This window comes from Inquilinus limosus DSM 16000, from assembly GCF_000423185.1.
In the GTDB taxonomy this organism is placed as follows: domain Bacteria; phylum Pseudomonadota; class Alphaproteobacteria; order DSM-16000; family Inquilinaceae; genus Inquilinus; species Inquilinus limosus.
Genome location: NZ_AUHM01000032.1, coordinates 1 through 23737 on the forward strand (window position 1 = coordinate 1; position 23737 = coordinate 23737).

Annotated in this window: 19 protein-coding genes; 13 read left to right on the forward strand and 6 right to left on the reverse strand. The window is 70.9% G+C overall.

All coding sequences use genetic code 11. From position 1 onward, the window contains the following. Window positions 1–621, reverse strand: a 621-nt coding sequence (locus G537_RS0123400; RefSeq protein WP_026872186.1) for an ATP-binding cassette domain-containing protein, incomplete at its 3' end; no start/stop codon positions are given. A 223-nt stretch (window positions 622–844) separates the two neighbouring features. On the opposite strand from G537_RS0123400, the gene G537_RS0123405 reads away from it, so the two are divergent. Both G537_RS0123405 and G537_RS39480 read left to right on the forward strand, forming a co-directional pair. Continuing rightward, window positions 845–2458: a formylglycine-generating enzyme family protein gene (locus G537_RS0123405; RefSeq protein WP_051248985.1), complete on the forward strand. Its 1614-nt coding sequence runs from the start codon at window positions 845–847 to the stop codon at window positions 2456–2458. 35 nt (window positions 2459–2493) lie between these two features. After that, window positions 2494–2994 carry a hypothetical protein gene (locus G537_RS39480; protein ID WP_051248987.1) on the forward strand — a complete coding sequence of 167 codons (501 nt, stop codon included), beginning with the start codon at window positions 2494–2496 and terminating at the stop codon, window positions 2992–2994. A gap of 18 nt (window positions 2995–3012) precedes the next feature. Here G537_RS39480 and G537_RS0123415 read toward each other — a convergent pair whose 3' ends face one another. The 5 genes from G537_RS0123415 to G537_RS0123440 form a co-directional block, all read right to left on the reverse strand. Further along, entirely contained in the window at window positions 3013–3783 is a 771-nt protein-coding gene (locus tag G537_RS0123415) for a hypothetical protein (protein WP_026872188.1), read from the reverse strand. A gap of 29 nt (window positions 3784–3812) precedes the next feature. Further along, window positions 3813–5285 (reverse strand): hypothetical protein, encoded by a 1473-nt coding sequence (locus G537_RS39485; protein WP_034852767.1) that lies wholly within the window; start codon window positions 5283–5285, stop codon window positions 3813–3815. A 1-nt stretch (window position 5286) separates the two neighbouring features. Beyond that, the gene (locus G537_RS42295; protein ID WP_051248989.1) at window positions 5287–8079 is read right to left on the reverse strand and encodes a type VI secretion system Vgr family protein; all 2793 of its coding nucleotides are present in this window, start codon (window positions 8077–8079) and stop codon (window positions 5287–5289) included. Between the two features lie 202 nt (window positions 8080–8281). Further along, window positions 8282–8782 (reverse strand): hypothetical protein, encoded by a 501-nt coding sequence (locus tag G537_RS0123435; protein WP_026872189.1) that lies wholly within the window; start codon window positions 8780–8782, stop codon window positions 8282–8284. 168 nt (window positions 8783–8950) lie between these two features. Continuing rightward, window positions 8951–9427 (reverse strand): Hcp family type VI secretion system effector, encoded by a 477-nt coding sequence (locus tag G537_RS0123440; protein WP_026872190.1) that lies wholly within the window; start codon window positions 9425–9427, stop codon window positions 8951–8953. Between the two features lie 540 nt (window positions 9428–9967). Between G537_RS0123440 and tssA the strand changes: the two genes are divergently transcribed. From tssA to tssJ, 11 genes are all read left to right on the forward strand, one after another. After that, window positions 9968–11080, forward strand: a complete 1113-nt coding sequence (tssA, locus tag G537_RS0123445; RefSeq protein WP_026872191.1) for a type VI secretion system protein TssA — start codon at window positions 9968–9970, stop codon at window positions 11078–11080. 47 nt (window positions 11081–11127) lie between these two features. After that, window positions 11128–11667: a type VI secretion system contractile sheath small subunit gene (gene tssB, locus G537_RS39495; protein ID WP_211230480.1), complete on the forward strand. Its 540-nt coding sequence runs from the start codon at window positions 11128–11130 to the stop codon at window positions 11665–11667. A gap of 3 nt (window positions 11668–11670) precedes the next feature. Beyond that, window positions 11671–13176 carry a type VI secretion system contractile sheath large subunit gene (gene tssC, locus G537_RS0123455; protein WP_026872192.1) on the forward strand — a complete coding sequence of 502 codons (1506 nt, stop codon included), beginning with the start codon at window positions 11671–11673 and terminating at the stop codon, window positions 13174–13176. Window positions 13177–13180: 4 nt separating this feature from the next. Further along, on the forward strand, window positions 13181–14743 hold the full coding sequence (gene tssC / locus G537_RS0123460) for a type VI secretion system contractile sheath large subunit (protein ID WP_245579100.1): 1563 nt from the start codon (window positions 13181–13183) through the stop codon (window positions 14741–14743). A gap of 25 nt (window positions 14744–14768) precedes the next feature. Next, complete coding sequence (locus G537_RS0123465; RefSeq protein WP_034852773.1) at window positions 14769–15566, forward strand: type VI secretion system accessory protein TagJ; 798 nt, start codon at window positions 14769–14771, stop codon at window positions 15564–15566. 5 nt (window positions 15567–15571) lie between these two features. Next, window positions 15572–16066, forward strand: coding sequence for a type VI secretion system baseplate subunit TssE (gene tssE, locus G537_RS0123470; RefSeq protein WP_026872195.1), 495 nt, complete (start codon window positions 15572–15574; stop codon window positions 16064–16066). Then, complete coding sequence (tssF, locus tag G537_RS0123475; protein ID WP_026872196.1) at window positions 16059–17870, forward strand: type VI secretion system baseplate subunit TssF; 1812 nt, start codon at window positions 16059–16061, stop codon at window positions 17868–17870. Before tssE ends, tssF begins: the two co-directional genes overlap by 8 nt. Continuing rightward, the gene (gene tssG / locus G537_RS0123480) at window positions 17867–18901 is read left to right on the forward strand and encodes a type VI secretion system baseplate subunit TssG (RefSeq protein WP_051248993.1); all 1035 of its coding nucleotides are present in this window, start codon (window positions 17867–17869) and stop codon (window positions 18899–18901) included. Before tssF ends, tssG begins: the two co-directional genes overlap by 4 nt. Window positions 18902–18937: 36 nt before the next feature. Further along, complete coding sequence (tssH, locus tag G537_RS0123485; protein WP_026872198.1) at window positions 18938–21631, forward strand: type VI secretion system ATPase TssH; 2694 nt, start codon at window positions 18938–18940, stop codon at window positions 21629–21631. A 61-nt stretch (window positions 21632–21692) separates the two neighbouring features. Continuing rightward, window positions 21693–23090 carry a type VI secretion system-associated FHA domain protein TagH gene (gene tagH, locus G537_RS0123490; protein ID WP_026872199.1) on the forward strand — a complete coding sequence of 466 codons (1398 nt, stop codon included), beginning with the start codon at window positions 21693–21695 and terminating at the stop codon, window positions 23088–23090. Between the two features lie 150 nt (window positions 23091–23240). Beyond that, window positions 23241–23735: a type VI secretion system lipoprotein TssJ gene (tssJ, locus tag G537_RS39500; RefSeq protein WP_051248995.1), complete on the forward strand. Its 495-nt coding sequence runs from the start codon at window positions 23241–23243 to the stop codon at window positions 23733–23735. Window positions 23736–23737: the final 2 nt, after the last annotated feature.

Below are 23737 nucleotides of genomic sequence, written 5' to 3' on the forward strand. Positions count from 1 at the left end.
CATGGTCAGGCCGAGCTCAGCCCGCAGCGAGGACAAGAGCGCCATCACCTGGGCCTGGACCGAGACGTCGAGGGCCGAGACCGGCTCGTCCGCCACCAGGAAGTCGGGGTCGGTGGCCAGCGCCCGGGCGATGGCGATGCGCTGGCGCTGGCCGCCGCTGAAGGCATGCGGATAGCGGTCGGCATGCTCCGGCTGCAGCCCGACCTGGACCAGCAGCTCCCGCACCCGCCGCCGGCGCGCCGCCTCGTCGGCCAGGCGGTGGATGCGCAGCCCGTCGGCGATCTGGGCGCCGACCCGGCGCCGCGGGTCGAGGCTGGAGAACGGGTCCTGGAACACCAGCTGCATCCGCCGGCGCAGCCGCCGCAGCGGTTCCCGGCCGAGGCCGGAGAGATCGGTGCCGTCGAACAGCACGCGCCCGGCGCTGAGCGGCTGCAGCCCGAGCAGCAGCCGGCCGATCGTGCTCTTCCCCGAGCCGCTTTCGCCGACCAGGCCGACCGTCTCGCCGCGCGCCAGAGATAGGCTGACATCGGTCACCGCCTGCACCGGCCGGCCGCGGCCGAACAGGCCGCGCCCGCCGAAGCGGCGGCCGATCCCTTCGGCGACGACGAGAGGCGGCGTCACGGCGTTTCCCAGCACAGGTCTCGCATCCTCCGTTGCGTCCGCGGCGGATCGCAGAATGCCCCAACATCGCCAAAGAAATCAGCCATCTTGCCCGGCTGGACGGCCGCCCCGTTCCGCGGTTAGGACTATGGCCCGGACAAGAGGCCCGAGGCGCGGCGCCTGGGGTGGCACAGGAGGCGTCGCTATGCCGTTTTGGCAGCCTGTTCGACTGGCTGGGGTCGTCGTGGTTCTCGCATCGCTGGCCGCTGCCGCCCAGACGCCGTCCACAGAGACGCCGCCCGCCGAGGCGCCGCCGGCGCAGACGCCGTGGGACCAGACCTTCATCAATCCGCATCCGGCCGAGGACGACCTGGTCCTGCCGATGCCCTGCGGCGGGGCCATGGCCTTCCGCCGCGTCGAGGTCGAGAGCGGCGGCTGGCTGAACGACATGCGGGTGGCGCTCGGCGGCTCCGACCCCGATCTGGGGGTGATCGACGACCGCCGCTTCGACAACATCGCGGGCGCCTTCACCCCGACCGCGGATCAGACCCGACGCTACTTCTACATCGGCAAATACGAGGTGACCCGGTCGCAATACGAGGCGCTGAGCGGCACCTGCAGCCCGCCGACCATGCGGGGCCGGGAGCCGGCCGTCGACATCTCCTGGTTCGACGCGCTCGCCTTCGCCGAACACTACACCGAATGGCTGATGGCGAATGCCCGGGACAAGCTGCCGAAGGAGGGCGACCTGTCCGGCTATCTGCGCCTGCCGACCGAGGCGGAGTGGGAGTTCGCGGCGCGGGGCGGCATGGCGGTCTCGGCGCTCGACTTCGTCGCCGACCGCTTCCCCATGGCGGGCGGCAACCCGGCCAGCTATCTCTGGTTCCAGGGCAGCCAATCGGCCGGCGGCCGGATCCACCCGGTCGGGCTGCTGCAGCCGAACCCCCTCGGCCTCTACGACATCCTCGGCAACGCCTCGGAGCTGATGTTCGAGCCGTTCCGGCTGAACCGGCGCGGCCGGCTGCACGGCCAGGCGGGCGGCTTCATCATCCGCGGCGGCGACTTCCTGACCCCGCTGGACCAGGTGCGCAGCGCCACCCGCACCGAGCTGCCCTATTTCTCCGAGAAGACCGGCCAGGCCACGGCGCTGCGCCAGGTCGGGATGCGGCTGGTGATCGCCGCGCCGGCGATCGTCTCGGCCGAGCGGCTGACCGCGCTGCAAAAGGAATACGAGGCGCTGGCGGCGCCCGATCCGGGGCAGGAGACCGCGCTGCAGGAATCGGCCGCCATCCGCGACCTCGACACCGCCGCCCAGACCACCGACGACCCGGCCCTGCGCGCCAGGCTGCAGCGGATCTCGCACGACCTGCGCGACGCGATCACCGAGCGCAACGACGCGCGCGACCGCGCCATCCGGCTGATGATCAATCTCGGCGCCTTCTTCGGCAACAAGCTGCGCACCGACCAGCTGCGGCTGGACAGCGTCGGCAAGGCGATCGACGACGTGGCGCGGCCGGCCCTGGCGGAGATGCAGCGGCGCCTCAACGGCAGGCCGGACGGCGCCGACGCCCTCGCCCGCGCCGAGCAGCAGGTGGCCGAGATGGAGGCGCAGCGCGAGGCGCTGCGGGTCGGGGTGCGGCTGTCGCTCGAGAACTACGCCGACACCGTCTTCACCATGGCGGGGGACTATTCGCCGGAGGTCATCCAGGCGCAGTTCCAGCTGCTGAAGAGCGAGCTGCAGGCGCGCAACGCGGGCGAGCTGATCCCGTACGCTGCCCTGTTCGTGGCGCATATGGAGGCCTACCGGGCCCAGGGCAAGGCCAACCCGGCGGCCTGGCTGAAGGACCTGAACCGGTAGCGCCGCGGCCGCGGCGCAGCGAAGGGGGAGCCGAGATGACGAGACGATGGGCAGCGATCCTCGCCCTGGCCGGGGCGGCCGCGGTGTCCGGCTGCGCCGGCAGCGGCGACCCGCATGAGGGCGGCTTCATCACCGGCGTCACCAACCTGATGTCGGGCGGCTACCAGCAGCGGATCGATCAGCGCCAGGCGGAGGTGGCGTCGCTCGGCGCCGAACAGGCTCAGCTGCAGGCCCGGGCCGACGCGATCCGGCGGGAACAGGCGCAGGTGGACCGTGAGCTCGGCGCCGCGCGGGCCCGGATGGCGCAGCTGAACCGCCGCATCGCCGCGCTGCGGGCCCAGGCCTCGGCCGCCGATGCGGCCAAGCTGGACGACGCCCAGCGGCGTCTGGCGCTGGCCCGCAGCAAGGCGAACGAGGCCTCCAACCGCGACCGCTCGACCGCCGACCGCGCCGCCGACATCGCCGACCTGCAGCAGGTGCTGGATTCGGTCGGCGGCCTGGTCGACGAGATCGCCCGGACGACGCCGACGAGCTGAGCGCAGCGTTCCGGAGACTCAGAGTTTCCCGAGCACGTCCGACGCCGCCTTGGCCGCGGCTTGCTGCGCCGCATCCTCGGCCGTCCCCGCGGCCCGGCGCGCGGCGTCGGCGATCTGCCGGTTGCCCGGCAGCGCGGAGGGAAGCCCGCCGGGGACGGTGTCGCGGGCAAGAGCGAGCGCGTCCTGCGCCTGCTGCGGCACGGCCCCCATCCCAGCGCCGGTCAGCGCATCGGCGGCCTGCCGCCGGTCCGGCAAGCCGCCGGGAAGGGCACCGCGGGCGGCGTCGAGGGCGTGCGGCACCTCGCCCGGCAACAGGCCGCCGAGCGCCTGCTGCGCCACCTGTCCGGCCTGGTCCAGCGCCATGGACTTGGCCATCTCGGCCAGCCCGTCGGGCTGCGACAGGCCGGCAATCAGCTGCTGCGCCCGATCGGCCACCGATCTCAGGATCGACGACGAATCGAAGCTGGGCATCGGGCTGAAATCCGGCGGCACGAAAGGCGTCTGCGGCGTCAGCTCCGGCAAGGCGGCGATGGCGGACGAGCCCGACGATCCCAGCGCGCCGGTCATGCTGCCGGCCGCGGAGGCCAGGCTGCCGGCGGAGGAGCGGGCCGCGCCGGCAGCCTGCTGAACGCGATTCGCCGCGCCGGAGGCCATCTGCGGCAACTCCGGCGGGGCATAGTCGACCAGCGGCCGCAGCACCTTGTCGCCGATGGTGTTGAAGGCGACCTGGCGCAGGCCGTGGACCGCGGCCATGGCCGGCGTCTTCACCGAGCTTCCTGCGAAGGACATGGCGGCTTCTCCCCCTTTCCACCCAGCGGCTACGACGCCGGCCCGAAGGTGCGGACGGCGATGTCGTAGGCCCGGCGGTTGATCGCGTCGATCAGGTACAGGTCGGGCTGGGGCCTGAAGCCGATCAGGAGAAAGGACGCCCAAGCCCGACCCGCACGCGCGACCATGACGCGAATCCGGATCCTCGATCCCTTCGTCTCGACCTCCACCTCGCCTCCTCGCACATCCGTCAGGTCGGAGCCGAGGTCGACCGGGGTCAGTGACACATCGGGGATGGCGGTGCCGACCGCCCCTTGAGCGGCGTGGATGAGCGCGTCGGCGACCGCTCCGTGCGAGGGGTAGGCGGCCTCGGGCGCGACCAGAACGTTGACCTGCCCGATCATCCGCTCGCCCACCATGTTCTTAAGGTTGATGCTGTCCTGGCCCGGCCCCACGCTTTCGTCCCGCTTCTCCGCCCAACTCGTCGGGAAGACGAAACGCGCCGGCAACACGTTGGAGAGCCGTATGGTGCGAAGCGGCTCGGCGGACGGAACATCCGCCGCGTGCGGCAAGCGGAAGCTGTTGGCGGCCACCACGAAGGCCTCCTCCGCCCGGCTGTAGTCTGCCGCCGGGGCATAGCCGAAGACGAGATAGAGCCGATCGCCATTCTTGGAGGTGGACATCCGGTAGGTGAAGGCCTTGCCCTTCACCTCGCGCCTCGCCAGCACGTCCGCGTTCCAGCCTGCAGGGGTATCAGTCAGGTGGCGCTTCAGGACCTCGTAGCCGTTCTCACGCAGCCAGACATCGAGCCAATCGGCGCTCGCCAGTTCGCGCCCAAGCTTCTCCGTGTAAACCTCGAGCAAAGCCCGCTGATCCCGGGAGCCATAGCGGGACAGCAGGACGAGCCCCTTGGCGTCCGGATTCTCCGGCTTGTACGGCTCGTATTTCAGCCAGTCCTTAGGCAGCAGAAGGCTGAAGGTCAGGGCCGGGTCGCCATTGTCCTCGAACTGACGCTGGCTGGCCTGCAGGATCTGCGCTTCCGAGGAACGGGGTTTCAGGAGCAGCTCTGTCATGGGGGTCTCCGCCGCGCGGACCGGTTGCGGCTTCAGAATCATCACGATGGAAAAGCCGAGAATCGTGACGAGGATGAAACAGAACACCATCAGTTCAGGGAGCCGGCCTTCGCTGGCCGCGCGATCGATGTCGCCCTTCCGATAGGGCCAGAGGAGGCCGAAACGCCAGGTCAGCGGAACGCGAAGACCGGCGGGTGTGGCCGAGGCCGCGTGCCGGACCAGCCGGCGGAAACGCGTCAGCATCAGCAGCACCCACAGCCCGTACCCCGTCAGAGCCAGGCCGCCGACCATCACCGCCGAGACGGGCGTCAGGGCCTGACCATATCGCTGCGCCCAGCCATAGGTGAGGCCGAGCAGCACCGCGAACAGAATCGCGAGTGCGACGGCGCTTCGCCGGGTGCGGCCCTCCCTGGGAAGGAGCATGGCGATGTCGGCCAGCCAGCGTCTCACCTCACTTGCCTCCGGACGCGGGCCCGATGCTGACCTCCTGCTCGACGCCGGCACCCAATAGCACGCCGAGCCCGGCATAGGCCCCCGCATAGTAGCGTTCGTCGGCCCGGTCGTAGTAGGCGTAGCCGCCGCCCTTGGCGCCGACGCCCCCCACCTTGGCGGACGCCTTCTCCTTCATGTTGAGGGTCCAGTCATCCGGGACGCCGGGCAGCCAGCCGATCGGAATGGTGGTCTGCGACTCGGCCGAGCCCCCCAGCGCCGAGGCGCTGGCCTTGCCGCCCAGAGCCACGCCGACACGACGGCCGTCATCGCCGAACAGCGCATCGCCTTCGGCCTTGGCATAGAATTGCTGTCCCTCCAGCGCCCCGCCGACGCCGCCCGTCTTCAGGTCGCCGAGCTCGCCGGCGACCTTGCCGCGCGCCATGTAGGCCGCCGCCTCGCCATGCGCGCCGGCACCGTAGGGGGTGAGCCCGGCATGGCCCTTCGCGGTCGCGGACAGGATGTCCATCTCGCCGGACACCGCCCCCAGATCGCCTCGCTTTTCCCCCCGCAGCTGCGCGCCGGCGACCGTCGCTTCGGCATCGACCGTCGCCTTGTCGGGACCGAAGCTGGTCGCGACCTTCCCCTCCGCACCCATGACCTTGGCGGAGTTCGGCCCGGAGCCCTTGTTGCCGGCCCAGGCGTCGCCCTCGGCCTGCCACGACGTCTGCTGGGCCCCCGCGCCCACGCCGACCTGCGGCCCGGGGTTGGCGCCCTGCCCCTCGGGCGTCCAGGCGGGGCCGGCGGGGCCGACGGTCGGCCCATCCGCCCCGCCGGGCGTCGGCGTCGGCACCGGCGCCGCGCAGTTCAGGAGGATCTTGGCGCCGCGGCTGTCGATCCCTTCCCCGCTCATCTCCACCGTGGAGCCGCCGGCCTCCTGCCGCATCGCGGTCTTGGCCATGACATGGATGCCGTCCGGCACCATCGAGATGAAGTTCTGCGGCGCCGCCGGGCCCTGGCTGGCGAACACCTTGGTCTCGGAATGGGTCTCTACCCCATCGGCGCTGAGCCGGATCTTGTGACGGCCGCCGAAGGACAGGATGATCTGCGTCTCGTCCATGTAGATCTGGCTGCCCTTGTGCTGCAGCGTGATCGATTGCGGCGTCATCTGCACCTGCGACGCCTGGACGGTGGTCAGGTGCAGCGTTTCCGCCGCCATGGTGTAGGCGTTGCCGACCTGCGTCCGCTGGTTGTTGCGGACGATCTGGGTCGAGTCCTTCTGGGCGTGCTGGAACATCTCCTCCGCCCCGGCCTGGTCCTCGAAGCTGAGCTCGTTGAAGCCCGCGCCGCCGGGGCTGGTCGAGGATTTGAACCCGGTGCGGGTCTTGTGGCCGGGCAGGGACAGCGACGGCATGGTCGTGGGGTTCGGCACCACGCCCATGACCAGCGGCTTGTCGGGGTCGCCTTCGAGATAGCCGACCAGCACCTCCATGCCGATGCGGGGGATGGTCTGCGAGCCCCAGCCGGACCCGCCCCAGGGCTGGCTGACCCGCAGCCAGCAGGAGGAGGTGTCGTCGCCCTTGGCGTAGCGGTCCCACGGGAACTTGACCTTGATCCGGCCGTAGCGGTCGGTGTGGATCTCCTCGCCGGGCGGGCCGACCACGGTCGCGGTCTGGATGCCCTCGATCCGCGGCCGCGGCGTCTTCTGCTCCGGCACCCAGCGGGTCGTCGCCGGCACCACCTGGAACCGGTTCGAATAGGTCGCCGTGCCGCCGTTGGCGGCGTAGGACTGGTCCTCTGCCCAGTGCATCACCCGGACGACGGCGTAATCGGCGTTCTCCTCGGCGATCGGGTGGCCGTACAGCCTGAACCGCTGGGCCGGCTGGAGGCGGCGGTTGCCGCTCTCGGCGTCGACCGTCTCGAAGCCGGCCTCGTGGGCCTCGATGCGCCGCCGGGAGATGTGGTCGGCCCGGTCCTTGTCCAGGAACCGGCCGCCCCAGCGGTACATTTCGAACATCCGGTTGGTCTCGATCGGGGCCAGCGAGGGCTGGCCCCGCATCACCGGCGCCTGCGGGGTCTCGAAGTTCCAGTCCGCCTCCGCCGCCTGGCCGGGCATGAACTGATAGCGCCGGACCCAGCCGGTGACGTCGTTCAGGTCGAGGTTGGTGCTGGTGAAGCGCAGCTCCGGCTCCTCGCCCGGCGTCCAGGCATGGGCCCCGTCCGACACCACCAGCACGTGCCGCGCCGGCCCGCCGTCGCTGCCCGGCTCGTGCCGGAACCACCAGCTCCAGCCTTCCTCCTCCAGCAGGCGGGCGATGAAGTTGTAATCGGTCTCGTTGTACTGGACGCAGTATTCGCGCACCGCCTTCGGTCCGATCACAGGTCCGAAGTCGAAATCCCGGATCTTCGCCTCGGTGAAGATGGTTTCGAGGATCTGCTGGGTGGTCTTGTTCTGGAAGATCCGGCAGTCGGAGGTGTGCGTGAACAGCCACAGCCACGGCCGGGCGGTGAGCACATAGGAGCGCATTCCGTCGCCGAGGGCCGGCCCGGCGTCCAGCGCCCCGACGACGCCGGACCAGGTTCGCCGCGCACCACCGGGCAGTTCCAGCGTCCAGCTGACCGGCAGGCCGACGAGGTCCTTCGGCAGGATGTCCCGGCGCTTGGACCGCACCCGCAGCCGGAAGCCGAACAGGTCGTTCAGGCCTTCGACGCCGTCCATCCCCTCCAGCAGGAAGACGTCCTCTCCCAGGGGCGTCTGGATGGCGAGAAGACGCCCGGCCTGGGTCAGCGACCCCACATAGTCATAGGGAGACATGATCGACTCCGGCCATCTTCGGCGAAGCGTCCCCGGCCGCGGGACAGGCGGCCCGCGATCCGGCCCCGGATCGGACGCGGAGGGCCGCCGTAGCGGCCCCATGCAGATGCACCATCACACCCCCACCCCATCGTCGCCGTCGGCACCCGGCACCGCCTCGTCGGCTGGCGCCGGCCACGGTCTTTCATGCCAGCATCGATTGTCAGGCCGCGGTGGGGCCGGTCCGGTCCGCCTGGCGCAGAACCACCGCGATGACGGTGAGGGCGGCGAGCAGCCTGGCCGCCGGGGACCGCGGCACCTCAGCCGCCGCATCCGTCGGACGGCCCAGCGCCACGAGCCTGATCTCCTCCCCGTTCGCGCCAGGGACATGCCGCATCAGCAGGACGTCGAGGCGGCGCTCGGACCGCCTGAGCCCCGCGGCCCGCCAAAGCCGGCGCGCCAGCCGGCAGGCACGCGCCGCCATCTCCTCCTCACGAAGCGGAGGCGACGCCGGAGCCGCGCGTGACGGCAACCGCCAGGCAAGGCGGCTGCGGAAGCCCGGCAGGGGGGAGGCGGCCATCAGCTCGGCAGCGGCCCGTTCCAGCAGGACGGACTGGCGCTGCCGTCGAAGCACCGCGCCGGTCCCGCCCGGCGGCCGGACGGAATCATCCTCCAGCTCCCCGAGAACGGTGTCGATCAGCCGGATCACCTGATCTGTGCGCATGGTCCTTCGGCTCAGGAGGAGCAGTTTCGGATGCCGCGCGAACGCAACGGCGGACCCGGTCCGCCGGCCGTCACCGGAGGCGGACCGCACCGCGCCGTACCGCGCCCGCCCGGCATCCCCGCCGCGAACGCCAGGCGGCCGGGGCCGAACGGGGCCCCGGCCCCGCCGTCAGCCCTTCTTGGTGGTGGCGACGTCGTAGCTGGCGACCTGGTTGTTCACCGGCTTATGATTTTCGTCATAGGTCGTGTACTTCAGGTCGACCTTGGTGAAGTTCAGCGTGATCTCTTCCGACGGACGGTCGCCGTTGGTGTGGACCTGGTAGCCGGTGACCAGCGCGTTGGTCAGCTTGTATTCCATATAGGTGGCGCCGGGGCTGCCGGTGGTGACGAGATGGATCGTCACCGTCTTGCCCTGGTTGCCGGTCGCCGCCGCCTCGAAGAACTTGAGCGACGAGCCGTCCATCAGCTTGCTGAGATGAACCTCGCCGACCACCGGCTCGGATGCCTCGCGGTTCTGGGCCGAACCCGAAGGGGTCGAGACGGAGCGGTGCACACCCCAGTTCAGCGCCGCGACATCGATCCATTTCTTGTGGCTCTCATGCGTCGCGTCGCCTTGGATACCATCGATCTGAACATAGATCGCCATGATGTCTCACCCTCTCGTTGCAAGAAAAACGACATCCTCGGCGGCCGCGCCGCGAGGCATTGGTCGGACAGCACCGGGACTACTGCAATCCGGAGCCACCAGTTCACGCTGTCTTGAAACGGGCCCCCTCCGGAAAACAGGTCAACGCCCGGATAAAAGCGGATCGTTGTGTCAACTTTGCTGTAGGAATTGAGGCAGGAAGCCACAGTTTCGTCATACTTTGGCGCGCATCAGTGGCTAAACACCTCTCATACCTGAGTACGTGGGTATCTATACACAGAATCGACGATTCTGGAAGCTGCAAGACATTTGGCGCATAATCGATCTTCCGCGCCGGCCGCGGCGCTCGGGGGTGAGAGTGTCCGGAAAAGAATCTTACGAGAAAGGAACACCCGCCGCGGGCCGTGACGGACTCGACACATTCGGAGATTCCCGCAGGCCGATTTATCCGCATTTCCGCATATGGAGCGCGGGCGGTATGCTGCCGAACGCCCGCCGGCGACCGCTTCGTCAGACCGATTGAACCGATGTGAGATCACCGTGCAGACTCCGGACGTCCTCGACATCCAGTCCTTGACCGCCCCGATCCCGGGCGCGAATCCGGCTGGCGAAGATCTGCGTCAGGACTTCTCGGCCGGAGCCCCGTTCCAGCGTCTGCGCGACCTGCGCGGACAGGTGCGCGCGCAGGAGCGCGCCGCGGATGCCGAGGACGACGCGGCCCAGCCGATCGCGGAATGGCGCCAGATTATCGCCGGCGGCGCCGAGCTGCTGGCGCAGCGGTCGAAGGATCTCGAGATCGCGGCGATGATGGTCGAGGGCCTCGCCCGGGTGCACGGCTACGCCGGGCTGCGCGACGGATTCCGCCTCGCGCACGCCCTGGTGGAGCAGCATTGGGACGGGCTGCACCCCCTGCCGGACGAGGACGGCGTGGCGACGCGCCTGCGCCCGCTCATCGGGCTGAACGGCGAAGGCGCCGAGGGGACGCTGATCCAGCCGGTGCGGAAGATCGCGATGATTCGCGGGCAGCAGGGCAGCTACGCCCTGTGGCAGATCGTGCAAGCCGGGGAGATCGCGGCGCTGGAGCCCGAGCGCCGGCAGCAGCGGCTGGACGCGGGCGGCGTGGACCTGGATGCGGTGCGCCAGGCCGGGAACGAGATGGATGCCGCGACGGTGGCGACGCTGGTCGCGGACATTTCCGGCGCGCAGGACGCGTTCCGGCAGCTCTGCGCCGCGCTGGACGAGCGCTGCGGCCCCGATTCGCCGCCGAGCTCGAACATCCGCAAGGTCCTGGAGGCGGCGCAGGACGCCGCCCGGCTGGTCCTCGGCGACCGCGTCCCGGCCCAGGGGCCGGCGGCTGCCGGGGATGGGGCGGCCACCGGCCATCAGGCCCCGCCGGCACCGTCGGGCACGGCGCGTCCGGCGGCCCTTCCCGGCGAGATCCGCGACCGCGAGGATGCGTTCCGACTGATCGAGCTGGCGGCGGCGTGGTTCCGGCGGATGGAGCCGCAGGCCCCGATCTCCTACACGCTCGAGGAATCGGTGCGCCGGGCGCGGCTGCCCCTGCCCGACCTGCTCGACGAGCTGATTCGCGACGAGACGGCCCGGGGCGATTTCCTGATCGCCGCCGGCATCAAACCCCGCAGCAGCGGATGAAGACCCGTGGATACGCGTAACCCTGCAGTGACCCAGACGAGGCCATGATGTCCAGCATTCACGACAAGCTCGAGCGCGTCCGCAAACCGCGCGTCCACATCACCTACCAGGTCGAGACCGAAGGCGCCGTGATCGAGAAGGAGCTGCCCTTCGTGGTCGGCGTCCTCGGCGACTTCTCGGGCGATCCGACCCAGCCGCTGGCCCCGCTGCGCGACCGCAAATTCGTCCAGATCGACCGGGATAATTTCAACGACGTGATGGCCCGAATCGCGCCCGGCCTGAACCTCCGGGTGGAGAACACGCTGAAGGACGACGGCACCGAGATGGCGGTCCACCTGGCCTTCAAGTCGCTGGACGATTTCGAGCCCGGCGCTGTGGTCCAGCAGGTCGAGCCGCTGCGCAAGCTGCTGGAGACGCGCAACCGTCTCCGCGACCTGATGTCGAAGATCGACCGGTCGGAGGACCTCGAGGCGCTGCTGGAGAAGGTGCTGCAGAACAAGGACCAGCTGGCGCAGCTGTCCAGCGCGCTCGGCGCCGAGGACGACAAGGCCGCACCCGCCGCGGATGCCGGCGAGACCAAGGAGTAAGCCATGGCCGTGGAGAAGAGCCCGCAAACCCAGGCCGCCGTCCAGACCACGGAGACGGCCGCCCCCAGCCTGCTCGACCAGGCCATCGGCGCCACCAAGCAGACCGAGCCGGAGCGGGCGCAGGAGCTGCTGCGCACGCTGACCGAGGAGGCGCTGAAGGGAACGGTCACCTATGACCGGAACCTGACCCGGACGCTGACGCACGCGATCAAGGCGATCGACGAGCAGCTGTCGCGCCAGCTGGCGGCGATCATGCACCATGAGAAGTTCCGCAAGCTGGAAGGCTCCTGGCGCGGCCTGCACCACCTGGTCAGCAACACGGAGACGAGCAGCATGCTCAAGATCCGTGTCCTGAACCTGTCCAAGCGCGAGCTGCACCGGGACCTGACCAAGGCGGTGGAGTTCGACCAGAGCCAGGTCTTCAAGAAGATCTACGAGAACGAGTTCGGCACCCCCGGCGGCGAGCCCTATGGTGCGCTGATCGGCGACTACGAGTTCTCGCCCCACCCCGAGGACATCGAGATCCTGCAGCATATGAGCCAGGTCTCGGCCGCGGCCTTCGCGCCGTTCATCTCCGCCGCCGCGCCGCAGATCTTCGGCTTCAACGACTACACCGAGCTGTCCAGGCCGCGCGACCTGGAGAAGATCTTCGAGTCCCTGGAGTACACCAAGTGGCGCAGCTTCCGGGATAGCGAGGACAGCCGCTTCGTCACCCTGACCATGCCGCGCGTCCTGGCGCGGCTGCCCTACGGGGCCGCCACCCGCCGGATCGACGAGTTCGATTACGAGGAGGCGCCGATCGACGCCGGCGGCGTCCATCGCGCCATGGCGCATGAGGATTATTGCTGGATGAACGCGGCCTATGTGATGGGCACGCGGCTGACCGACGCCTTCGCCCAGTACGGCTGGTGCACCGCGATCCGCGGCGCCGAGGGCGGCGGCAAGGTCGAAGGGCTGCCGTTCCACACCTTCACCAGCGACGACGGCGACCCCGACCACAAGTGCCCGACCGAGATCGGCATCACCGACCGGCGCGAGGCGGAGCTGTCGCGCCTGGGCTTCCTGCCGCTGTGCCACTACAAGAACACCGACTACGCCGTGTTCTTCGGGGCGCAGACGACGCAGAAGCCGAAGAAGTACGACCGGCCGGAGGCCACGGCGAACGCCGCGATCTCGGCCCGCCTGCCCTACATGATGGCGACGTCGCGCTTCGCGCATTACCTGAAGGTCATGGCCCGCGACAAGATCGGCTCGTTCCTCGAGGCGTCCGACTGCGAGGCCTGGCTGAACCGCTGGATCATGAACTACGTCAACAGCAACAAGGACGCCGGCCAGGAGGTGAAGGCCCGGTATCCGCTGGCGGACGCCAGGATCCAGGTCAAGGAGATCCCGGGCGCCCCCGGATCGTACAACGCCGTCGCCTGGCTGCGGCCCTGGCTGCAGATGGAGGAGCTGACGACATCGCTGCGGATGGTGGCGCGCATCCCCAATGTCGGCGGAAACGGCTGATCTGTTGACCCAGGCGAGGTCCGCGGCCAGGCGGCCGCGCCGGCCCGGGCCCGGCGCGGCGCCGCTGGGGCCGGAGCTGGTCGACCGCATCCTGGCGGGCGGCGGCCGCGACGCCGCCGACGGCGCCGGGCCGGTCGTCGCCCTCCTGGCCGAGCCGCGCACGGCGGAGGCGCTGGCGCTGTGGTTCGGGCGGTCGCAGGCGGCCGAGCTGCTGGCCGACCGGCGGGCGCTGCTGGCGGCGCTCGACCGCGACATCGCCTGGATCGACGCGCTGATCTCGGCCCAGCTCGACGTCATCCTGCACGCGCCCCGGCTGCAGCGGCTGGAGGCCAGCTGGCGCGGCGTCGCCTATCTGGTCGAGATCGCCTCCGGCACGGCGGCGGCCAAGATCCGGATCCTCGACATCGACTGGGCCGAGGTGTGCCGCGACCTGCAGCGGGCGATCGAGTTCGACCAGAGCCAGCTGTTCCAGAAGATCTACGAGCAGGAGTTCGGCATGCCCGGCGGCGAGCCGTTCGGCCTGCTGATCGGCGCCTATGAGCTGCGGCACAAGCCGGGGGCCGACCATCCGACCGACGATGTCGCCGGGCTGAAGGGCATGGCGCAGATCGCGGCGGCCGCCTTCGCCCCCTTCATCGCCGGCGCCCATCCGACCCTGCTGGGCGTCGAGAGCTTCACCGAGCTGGGCCAGCCGATCGACATCCTGCACGGCGTCAGCGGCCCCGAATACGTGCGCTGGCAGGGCCTGCGCGACCTCGAGGATTCCCGGTTCCTCGGCCTCACCGCCCCGCGGGTCCTGATGCGGCCGCCCTGGCCGGACGACGGCAGCCGGGTCGACGGCTTCCGCTACCGCGAGGACACCTCGGCCCCCGACCTGTCGGGCTATTGCTGGGGACCGGCCGTCTTCGCCTTCGGCGGCATCCTGATCCGCGCCTTCGACGAATCCGGCTGGTTCGCCGAGATCCGCGGCGCCGCGACGATGGGCGGCAGCGGCGGGCTGGTCACCGACCTGCCCAGCCTGTCCTTCGGCACCGACCGGGACGGCGTCGGCTACCGGATCGCGACCGATGTCGAGCTGACCGACGCCGCCGAGAAGGACATCTCCGACCTCGGCATCATCGCGCTGTGCCGGGCGCGGGACACGCCCTATGCCGTGTTCCACGGCAACCCGTCGCTGCAGCGCCCCAAGACCTACGACCGGCAGGCCGCGAACGCCAATGCGCGGCTGTCGGCGATGCTGCAGTACATCTTCTGCATCAGCCGCTTCGCCCATTACGTCAAGGTCATCGGACGCGAGCGGGTCGGCAGCTTCCAGTCGGCCGAGGACTGCCAGGAATTCCTGCGCCGCTGGCTGCTGGGCTATTCGATCTCGAGCGACACCGCGAGCGGCGAGCAGCGCGCCCGCTATCCGCTGCGCGAGGTCGACGTGGCGGTGCGCGAGCTGGCCGGCCGGCCCGGCATGTATGGCTGCGTCATCCATCTGCGGCCGCATTTCCAGCTGGACCAGGTGGCGTCGAGCTTCCGCCTGGTTACCGAATTGGCGGCGCCGGGCGCCCGGGCCGCCTGACGCCGGTAAGTGGGGAGAGATTTTCATGACCAGCGCGAGCGAGCATTTCCAGGCGGGCCGCCTGTCCGAGGCGATCGCCGCCGGCCTCGCCGAGGTCAAGGCGAAGCCGGCCGACACGGCGAAGCGGGCCTTCCTGGCCGAGTTGATGTGCTTCGCCGGCGAGTTCGAGCGCGCCGACCGGCAGCTGGACGTCGTCGCCGACCAGGACCCGGGCGCGGCGCTGGGGCTGGCGCTGTTCCGGCAGCTGATCCGCGCCGCCCAGGCCCGGGCGGAGCACTTCACCGCCGGCCGCCTGCCGGAGTTCCTGGAGCCGCCGACGCCGCATCTGCAACAGCTGCTGGAGGCCGGCATCGCCCTGCGCGACGGCCGCGCCGAGGACGCCGGCCGGCTCGTCGCCGAGGCCGAGGCCGCGCGACCGCCCTGCCCCGGCCGGCTGGACGACACCGAGATCGCCGATCTGCGCGACGTCGACGACCTTGTCGCCCCGGTGTTCGAGATCCTGACCAGCACCGGCAAGTACTACTGGGTGCCGATGGAGCGCGTGGCCGCGATCGAGTTCCACCCGCCCGAACGCGTGCGCGACCTGCTGTGGCGCCGCGCCTCGATGACGGTGGCCGACGGGCCGGAGGGCGACGTCTACCTGCCGGTTCTGTACGGGGCGGCGACCGCCGGTGCCGACGACGGCGCCCGGCTGGGCCGGATCACCGACTGGCAGGGCGGCGGCGGCACGCCGGCGCTCGGCATCGGCCAGCGCTGCTGGCTGGCCGGCGAGACCGCCGTCCCGATCCTGCAGGCGCGGCGCTTCGAAGCCCGGCCCGTCTGACGACCATGGCCAAGGACGACACCTTCCTGCTTCTCTCCGTCCTCGACCGCCTGCTGGCGGACGAGGCCGAGCCGGCCACGCGCGTCGGCATGCGGCGGACCACGCATTCGCTGGCCGAGATCCGCAACGGCGTCCGGCGCGACCTGGAGAACCTGCTGAACACCCGGGCCCGGCCGGTGGCCTGGCCCGAGGCCTATGGCGAGCTCCGCTCCGCCCTGACCGGCTACGGCATCCCCGACTTCACCGCGCTGCCGATGACCTCGACGGAGGATCGCGAGCGGTTCCGGGCGCTGATCGAGGCGACGATCCGGCGCTTCGAGCCGCGGTTCCGCAGCGTCTCCGTGCGGCTGCTGGAGAACGCGGAGGGCCTCGACCGAACCCTGCGCCTGCGCATCGACGCGCTGATGCATGCCGAGCCGACGCCCGAGCCCATGACCTTCGATTCCGTCCTCGAGCCGGTGAGCCGCAGCTTCTCGGTGACGACGCGCAGCCATGGCTGAAGACCTCCTCACCCATTATCAGCGCGAGCTGACCTATATCCGCCGCCTGGCCGGCGAGTTCGCCGACGCGCATCCCAAGATCGCCGGCCGGCTGCGGCTGAGCGGCGAGGCGACCGACGACCCCTTCGTCGCCCGGCTGATCGAGGCCTTCGCCTATCTCAACGCCCGGGTGCGGACCAAGCTTGACGACGACTTCCCCGAGCTGACCGACGCCCTGATCGGCGTCCTCTACCCGCACTACCTGGCGCCGATCCCGTCGATGGCGATCGCGCGCTTCGACTGCCAGGCGGACATGACCGGCCCGTATCACCTGCCGCCGGGGATGGAGATCAACACCGAGACGGTGGCGGGCGACACCTGCCTGTTCCGCACCGCCTATCCGCTGACCCTGTGGCCGATCGCCCTCGACACCGTGGCCTTCGGCGCCCGGCCGATGACGGCGCCGCCGAACCCGCGGGCGGCGGGGGCGGCGGCGATCCTGCGGGTGGGCCTGCGCTGCCTGGGGGATGCGGCGACCTTCTCCTCGCTCGGCATCGACAATCTGCGCTTCTACCTGTCAGGCCCGGCGCAGCAGGCCCTGCCGCTGTACGAGCTGATCCACAACAACTGCGTCTCGGTAGCCCTGGCCGACGGCCCCACCGATCCCAACCCGGTGATCCTGCCGCCGCGCGCGATCAAACCGGTCGGCTTCGGCCCGGATGAGGGGCTGCTGTCCTATCCGGCCCGGTCGCATCTGGGTTACCGGCTGCTGACCGAATACTTCGCCTTCCCGGAGAAGTTCCTGTTCTTCGATCTCGAAGGGCTGGAGGCGAAGACCCTGATGGACGCCGGCCGGCGGCTGGAGATCTTCTTCTATCTCAACCGCGGCTCGGCCGACCTCGAACGCAGCATCGGACAGGATTCCCTCGCCCTCGGCTGCAGCCCGATCGTCAACCTGTTCCCCCTGCGGGCCGAGCCGATCGCGGTCACCCAGCTGGCCTCCGAATACCGGGTGGTGCCGGATTCGCGGCGCCCGGTCTCCACCGAAGTCTATTCGATCGAAAGCGTCGAAGGGTCCGACACGCAGGGCCAGGCGACCCGGTTCGAGCCGTTCTATGCGATGCATCACGGCGGCGGGCAGAAGGCGTATTGGCACGCCACCCGCCGCCCGGGCCGCCGGGGGGAAGGCGGCACGGAGGTGTTCCTGTCGCTGGTCGACGAGGCGTTCGACCCGGCGGCGAGGCCGGGCATGACGCTGTCGACCGAGATCCTGTGCCTGAACCGCGACCTGCCGAGCCGCCTGCCCTTCGGCGGCGGCCAGCCGCGCCTGGCCCCGGCGGAGGCGCCGGCCGCCCTGCGCGGCATCACCTGCATGACGCCGCCGACCCCGACTCTGCGCCCGGCCCTCGGCAAGCACGGCCGGTGGCGGCTGGTCTCGCATCTCGCACTGAACCACCTGTCCCTGACCGACGACGCCGGCGGGCTGGAGGCGCTGCGGGAGATCCTGAGGCTCTACGACTTCCGAGACGCGCCGGAGACGCGGGCCATCATCGACAGCGTGCTGAAGGTGTCGAGCCGCCGCGGCTCCGCCCGCATGCCGGGCGACGCCCTGGGCGGCTTCGCCCGCGGCGTCGACGTCACCATCGAGTTCGAGGGCGAGCGTTTCTCCGCCGCCGGCCTCTACCTCTTCGCCTCGGTGCTGGAGCGCTTCCTTGGCCTGTACTGCAGCGTCAACTCCTTCTCCCGGCTGACCGCGACGATCCGCGGCCGTCCCCAGCCGCTGAAGCGCTGGCCCGCCCGCGCCGGCGAAACGGTGCTGCTGTGATCGAGCCCCTGGTCAGGCGCCCGACGGGAGTGGAGGCGTTCCAGGCCATCCGGCTGGCCGAGACCATCGCGCGGCGGCAGCGGCCGGGCCCGGACGGGCGCGGCCGCCCGGTCGGGGAGGATCTGGCCCCGCGCGAGGAGGCGGTCCGCCTGACCAGCGCCGTCAGCCTCGCCTTCCCTGCCGGGTCCGTCGCCGGCTTCGAGCCGCCGCCGGAGGGCGAGGCCGGCCCGCCGCGCCTGGCCCTGACCCTGTTCGGGCTGATCGGCCCGTCCGGCGTCCTGCCCAACCACCTGACGGCCGAGGTCGCCCGCGCCGTGCGGATGAAGCGGCCGGCGCTGAAGTCCTTCCTCGACCTGCTGCTGCACCGGCTGGCGTCGTTCTACTACCGCGCCTGGGCGAAATACCGCCTGCCGATCGCCTATGAGCGGTCCGGCCGGACCGAGGACGACATCACGCACGCCCTGTACGCGCTGGCCGGGCTGGGCCTGCCGCATCTCCGGCAGCGCCTGGCGGTCGACGACGAGACCATCGTCCACTATGCCGGCCATTTCGCCCGCTGGCCCCGTTCGGCCGCGGCGCTGGAAGCGATGCTGGGCGACTATCTCGGCCTGCCGGTCCGGGTGAAGCAGTTCGAAGGGACGTGGATCCCGCTGCCGCCGGAGGAGCGCAGCGCGCTGCCGTCCGACGCCGCACCGGAGGGGAATTTCTGCCGGCTCGGCGTCGACGCGGTGGTCGGCGAACGGGTCTGGGACGTCCGCGGCAAGTTCCAGATCCGCGTCGGCCCGGTCTCCTGGGAACGGTTCCAGACGCTGCTGCCCGGGACCGAGGCCGTCCGCCGCCTGGTCGAGCTGACCCGCCTCTATGTCGGCCCGGGCCTCAGCTTCAACCTGCGCCTCGTGCTCGACCGCAACGAGGTGCCCGAGCCGCATCTCGGCACCGGCGCCTTCCGGTTGGGCTGGACCAGCTGGGCGGTGTCGCGGACGCCGCCCGCCGACCTGTCCGACGCCGTGTTCGAATTCGACCCAGCCTGATTCCGCCGCACGCATTTCAGCAGAAGAGATCACGCCATGGCCGCCATCGATTTGAAATCCCTCGTCGGCAAGCTGAACACCCCCTGCCGCCGGGCGCTGGAAGGCGCGGCCGGGCTGACGCTGTCGCGATCGCAGTTCAACGTCGAGATCGAGCACTGGCTGATCAAGCTGCTGGAGGACGGGCAGAGCGACCTCGTCGCCTGCCTCAAGCACTACGAGATCGATCCCGGGCGGGTGGCGGGGGAGCTGACCCGGGCGCTGGACCGGCTGAAGACCGGCAACACCCACCCGCCGGCCCTGTCGCCGTCGCTGGTGTCGCTGGGGCGCGAGGCCTGGCTGCTGGCGACGCTGGAATACGGCGAGGCGCGGATCCGGTCCGGGCACATCCTGGCCGCGCTGCTGTCGGACGAGACGCTGGGCCAGCACGGCCGCGCGGCGTCGCCGCTGCTGGGCCGGATCCCGCCCGACACGCTGCGCCGCGAGCTGCCGAAGATCACCGCCGGATCGGCCGAGGACCAGGACGCCGCCGCCGTGCCGAGGATGGACCAGGCCGCCGCGGCGCCGGGCGGCCCCGCGGCCGCGGGCGGCGGCAAGACCGAGGCCCTGGACCGCTACACCATCGACCTGACCGCGCGGGCGCGGGCCGGCCGCATCGATCCGGTGCTGGGCCGCGACGCCGAGATCCGCCAGGTGATCGACATCCTGACCCGGCGGCGCCAGAACAACCCGATCCTCACCGGCGAGGCCGGCGTCGGCAAGACCGCCGTGGCCGAGGGCTTCGCCCTGCGGATCGCCGCGGGCGACGTGCCGGAGCCGCTGCGCGACGTCGCCCTGCGCACGCTCGACCTCGGCCTGCTGCAGGCCGGCGCCGGGGTGAAGGGCGAGTTCGAGAACCGGCTGAAATCGGTGATCGAGGAGGTGCAGGCGAGCCCGCGGCCGATCATCCTGTTCATCGACGAGGCCCACACCCTGATCGGCGCCGGCGGCCAGGCCGGCCAGGGCGACGCCGCCAACCTGCTGAAGCCGGCCCTGGCGCGCGGCGAGCTGCGCACCATCGCCGCCACCACCTGGGCCGAGTACAAGAAGTATTTCGAGAAGGACGCCGCCCTGACCCGCCGGTTCCAGGTGGTGAAGGTGGAGGAGCCGGGCGAGGCCGCGGCGATCGACATGATGCGCGGCATCGTGCCGATGCTGGAGAATCACCACAAGGTCCGCATCCTGGACGAGGCGGTGGTCGAGAGCGTGCGGCTGTCGCACCGCTACATCGCCGGCCGCCAGCTTCCCGACAAGTCGGTGAGCCTGCTGGACACCGCTTGCGCCCGCGTCGCCATGGCCCAGGCCGCGACGCCGGCCGCGCTGGAGGGCTGCCAGCGCCGCATCGAGCGGCTGGACGCCGAGATCGCGATCCTGACGCGCGAGCAGGCGACCGGCGGCGACGGCGCGGAGGAGATCGCCGCCCTGCAGGCGCGGCGGGCCGAGACCGAGGCCGAGCTGGCAACGCTGCGGCAGCGCTGGGAGCAGGAGCGCGGCCTGGCCGACCGGATCTGCGGCCTGCGCGACCGGATCGAGCGGGCGGAGGGCCTGGCGCCGGCCGCCGAGCCCGCCGAGGCGGCGGCGCAGGACGCGGGCGCCGAGGATGCCGCGACCCTGCGCACGGATTACGCCGCGGCCCGCGCCGAGCTGGCCGCGCTGCAGGGCGAGACGCCACTGGTCCCGGTCGAGGTCGACGGCCAGGCGATCGCCGAGGTGGTGGCGAACTGGACCGGCATCCCGGTCGGCCGCATGGTGTCGAACGAGATCCGCGCGGTGCTGACGCTGGAGGAGCGGCTGCGCGAGCGGGTGGTCGGGCAGGACCATGCGCTCGACGCCGTCGCCCAGGCGATCCGGACCTCGCGCGCCAAGCTGACCGACCCGCGCAAGCCGATCGGCGTGTTCATGTTCGTCGGCCCGTCCGGCGTCGGCAAGACCGAGACGGCCCTGGCCCTGGCCGACCTGCTGTATGGCGGCGAGCAGAACCTGACCGTGATCAACATGTCGGAGTTCAAGGAGGAGCATAAGGTCTCGCTGCTGCTCGGCTCACCGCCCGGCTATGTCGGCTACGGCGAGGGCGGCGTGCTGACCGAGGCGGTGCGGCGGCGACCTTATTCGGTGGTGCTGCTGGACGAGCTGGAGAAGGCCCATCCCGGCGTCCAGGACGTGTTCTACCAGGTGTTCGACAAAGGCATGCTGCGCGACGGCGAGGGCCGCGACATCGACTTCAAGAACACCGTCATCATCATGACTTCGAACGCCGGCACCGACCTGGTCGCCAAGCTCTATGCCGACCCGGACACCGCGCCGGACGCGGCCGGGTTGTCCGCAGCGCTGCGGCCGGAGCTGTTGAAGATCTTCAAACCGGCCTTCCTCGGCCGGATCTCGGTCATCCCCTACGTCCCGCTGGACGACGAGACGATGCGCAGCATCGTCCGGCTGCAGCTGGACCGGGTGCGGCGGCGGATCGAGGAGGCCTACGGCGCCCGCTTCACCTATGGCGACGACCTGATCGAGGGGCTGCGGGCCCGCGCGACCGAGAGCGAGAGCGGCGCCCGCACGATCGAGCAGATCCTGTCGCGCACCGTGCTGCCGGAGCTCGCGGCCCTGTTCCTGGCCCGGATGGCCGAGGGCCAGCCGATCCAGGAAGCGGTCGTCTCCATGGACTCCGATGGCACGCTGCAATATCGTGTCTCGTAACACCGCCAGGACGCCCCGCCGCCCTTCCGGCGGGCGCAGCCCACATGCGGGCTAGACAGCCATGAAGCTGATTCTCGACCTCACCTCCGGCGGGCGATCCGCTGCCCGGGATTCCCGCAGCTTCGACCGTTGCGGCCTGACCATCGGCCGCGACGTGGACAATGACTGGGTGCTGGAGGACGCCTCCCGCTTCCTGTCCAAGAGCCACTGCTTCATCGATTATGTCGATGGGCATTACGTCCTGTTCGACCTGTCGACCAACGGCACCTTCCTGAACGGCGGCGCCACCCCGATCGGCCGGTCGAACAGCGTCGTCCTGTCGGACGGCGACCGGATCACGCTCGGCGACTACCAGTTCCTGGTGCGGCTGTCCGGCACGGATGCGCCCGCCGCCAGCCTTTCGATCGACATCGACGACCCGATGGCCTCCCCCTTCGGGGTCGATCCGCAACGCGGATCGATGATGCCGCCCCCGCCGCCCGGCCCGCCGGGATGGCCGCCGACGCCGGCCCAGCCCGACCCCTTCGCCTTCGAGACCGGCCCCGGCCCGACGGACGCCTGGACCCGCCCGGCCGAACCGGACCATCTGCCGGCCGAGCAGGTCGCCTTCAGCCCGCCCGCCGCGAAGTTCCAGGAGATCCCGGAGGACTGGGCGGAGGAACCGTCGGCGCCGCCGGAGCGCGGCCGCGCCCCGGCCCGCCCCATCCCCCGCGACTGGAGCGAGCCGCCCGCGCCGCAGCCCCCGCCGCTGCCGCAGGCGCCGGCCGGGCCGCCACCGCTGCCGCAGACACCGGTGGCGGTCGAGCCTCCGCCCCTGCCGCCGCCGACACCGCCGGCGCCCACGCCGACGCCCGCCGCCGCGCCCGCGCCGGCGCAGCAGGGCGACGTCATGCGCATCCTGCTGGAAGCCGCCGGGCTGGACCCGGCCCAGTTCCCGGCCGAGCGCAATGCCGAGCTGGCGGCGATGATCGGCCAGATCCTCCGCACCAGCGTGCAGGGGCTGCTGGAGACCTTGAGCGCCCGGTCGGCCCTGAAGAGCGAATTCAGGATCGAGCCGACCGCGATCCGGCCGCGCAACAACAACCCGCTGAAGTTCTCGGCGACGGCGGTGGAGGCGATGACCGCCATCCTGTCCCCGCCCATGCCCGCCTTCGCCAAGGGTGCCGAGGCCATCGAGGAAGCCTTCAACGATCTGCGTGGCCACCAGATCGGCACCATCGGCGGGATGGAGCGGGCCCTGCAGCATCTGCTGGACAGCGTGTCGCCCGAAGCCGTGGAGCAGAGCCTGGGCGCCGGCGGCGGGCTCGGCGCGATGCTCCCAGGCGGCCGCAAGGCGCGGCTGTGGGACGCCTATGTCGAGCTGCATCGGCGCCTGTCGGAGCGCGCCTCGGAGAATGTCCGCGACCTGTTCGGCCGGTCCTTCGCCGAAGGATACGAACGGCGGAAGGACCGTCTGTAGATGGCGGGCCGCTGGACCCGGCCCGCCGGAAATGGCTAGGAGCAATGGCCTAGATAGGAATATTCCAGGGTGGCGCTTTCTCGCCACGATCCGGATCTAGACTCGGACCGTGGGCGCCGGAGCCGCATATCGCCGGTTGGGGGTGGAATCATGAAGGGATCGGGACTCATCATCGCCGCGCTGTCCGCGCTCGTCTTGTCCGGCTGCGCCACCGCCAAGGCGATCGGCGATGCCGTCGACAGCACGCTGGGAACCGCGCCGGGCAGCACCCCGGTGACGGTCGCGGCCGCCCCCAGCGCCAATCCGGACGCCTCCGGCCGCCCCTCGCCGATCCAGGTGCAGATCTACCAGCTGCGGTCCGGCGCGGCGCTGGAGCAGGCCGACTACTTCAAACTGGCGGAGAACCCGCAGGCGGCGCTGGGCGAGTCGCTGGTCGGCAGCGAGCAGACCGTGGTGGCGCCCGGCAAGAGCCAGACCCTGTCGCTGAAGCTGGATCCCGCCACGCGGCTGATCGGCGTGGCTGCGGGCTTCCGCGACATCGACCGCGCCCGCTGGCGCGCCATGGCCCCCGTCGATCCCGACAGCAGCGATCCGATCAGGATCTCGGTCGGGGCCGCGGATGTGTCGGTCAAGGTCGAGGATTAGGG

Coding starts and splice junctions, on each gene's coding strand:
- G537_RS39480 (WP_051248987.1), top strand. CDS start 2,494: ATGACGAGACGATGGGCAGCGATCCTCGCCCTGGCCGGGGCGGCCGCG.
- G537_RS0123415 (WP_026872188.1), bottom strand. CDS start 3,783: ATGTCCTTCGCAGGAAGCTCGGTGAAGACGCCGGCCATGGCCGCGGTC.
- G537_RS42295 (WP_051248989.1), bottom strand. CDS start 8,079: ATGTCTCCCTATGACTATGTGGGGTCGCTGACCCAGGCCGGGCGTCTT.
- G537_RS0123435 (WP_026872189.1), bottom strand. CDS start 8,782: ATGCGCACAGATCAGGTGATCCGGCTGATCGACACCGTTCTCGGGGAG.
- G537_RS0123440 (WP_026872190.1), bottom strand. CDS start 9,427: ATGGCGATCTATGTTCAGATCGATGGTATCCAAGGCGACGCGACGCAT.
- tssB (WP_211230480.1), top strand. CDS start 11,128: ATGTCCAGCATTCACGACAAGCTCGAGCGCGTCCGCAAACCGCGCGTC.
- tssC (WP_026872192.1), top strand. CDS start 11,671: ATGGCCGTGGAGAAGAGCCCGCAAACCCAGGCCGCCGTCCAGACCACG.
- G537_RS0123465 (WP_034852773.1), top strand. CDS start 14,769: ATGACCAGCGCGAGCGAGCATTTCCAGGCGGGCCGCCTGTCCGAGGCG.
- tssE (WP_026872195.1), top strand. CDS start 15,572: ATGGCCAAGGACGACACCTTCCTGCTTCTCTCCGTCCTCGACCGCCTG.
- tssF (WP_026872196.1), top strand. CDS start 16,059: ATGGCTGAAGACCTCCTCACCCATTATCAGCGCGAGCTGACCTATATC.
- tssH (WP_026872198.1), top strand. CDS start 18,938: ATGGCCGCCATCGATTTGAAATCCCTCGTCGGCAAGCTGAACACCCCC.
- tagH (WP_026872199.1), top strand. CDS start 21,693: ATGAAGCTGATTCTCGACCTCACCTCCGGCGGGCGATCCGCTGCCCGG.
- tssJ (WP_051248995.1), top strand. CDS start 23,241: ATGAAGGGATCGGGACTCATCATCGCCGCGCTGTCCGCGCTCGTCTTG.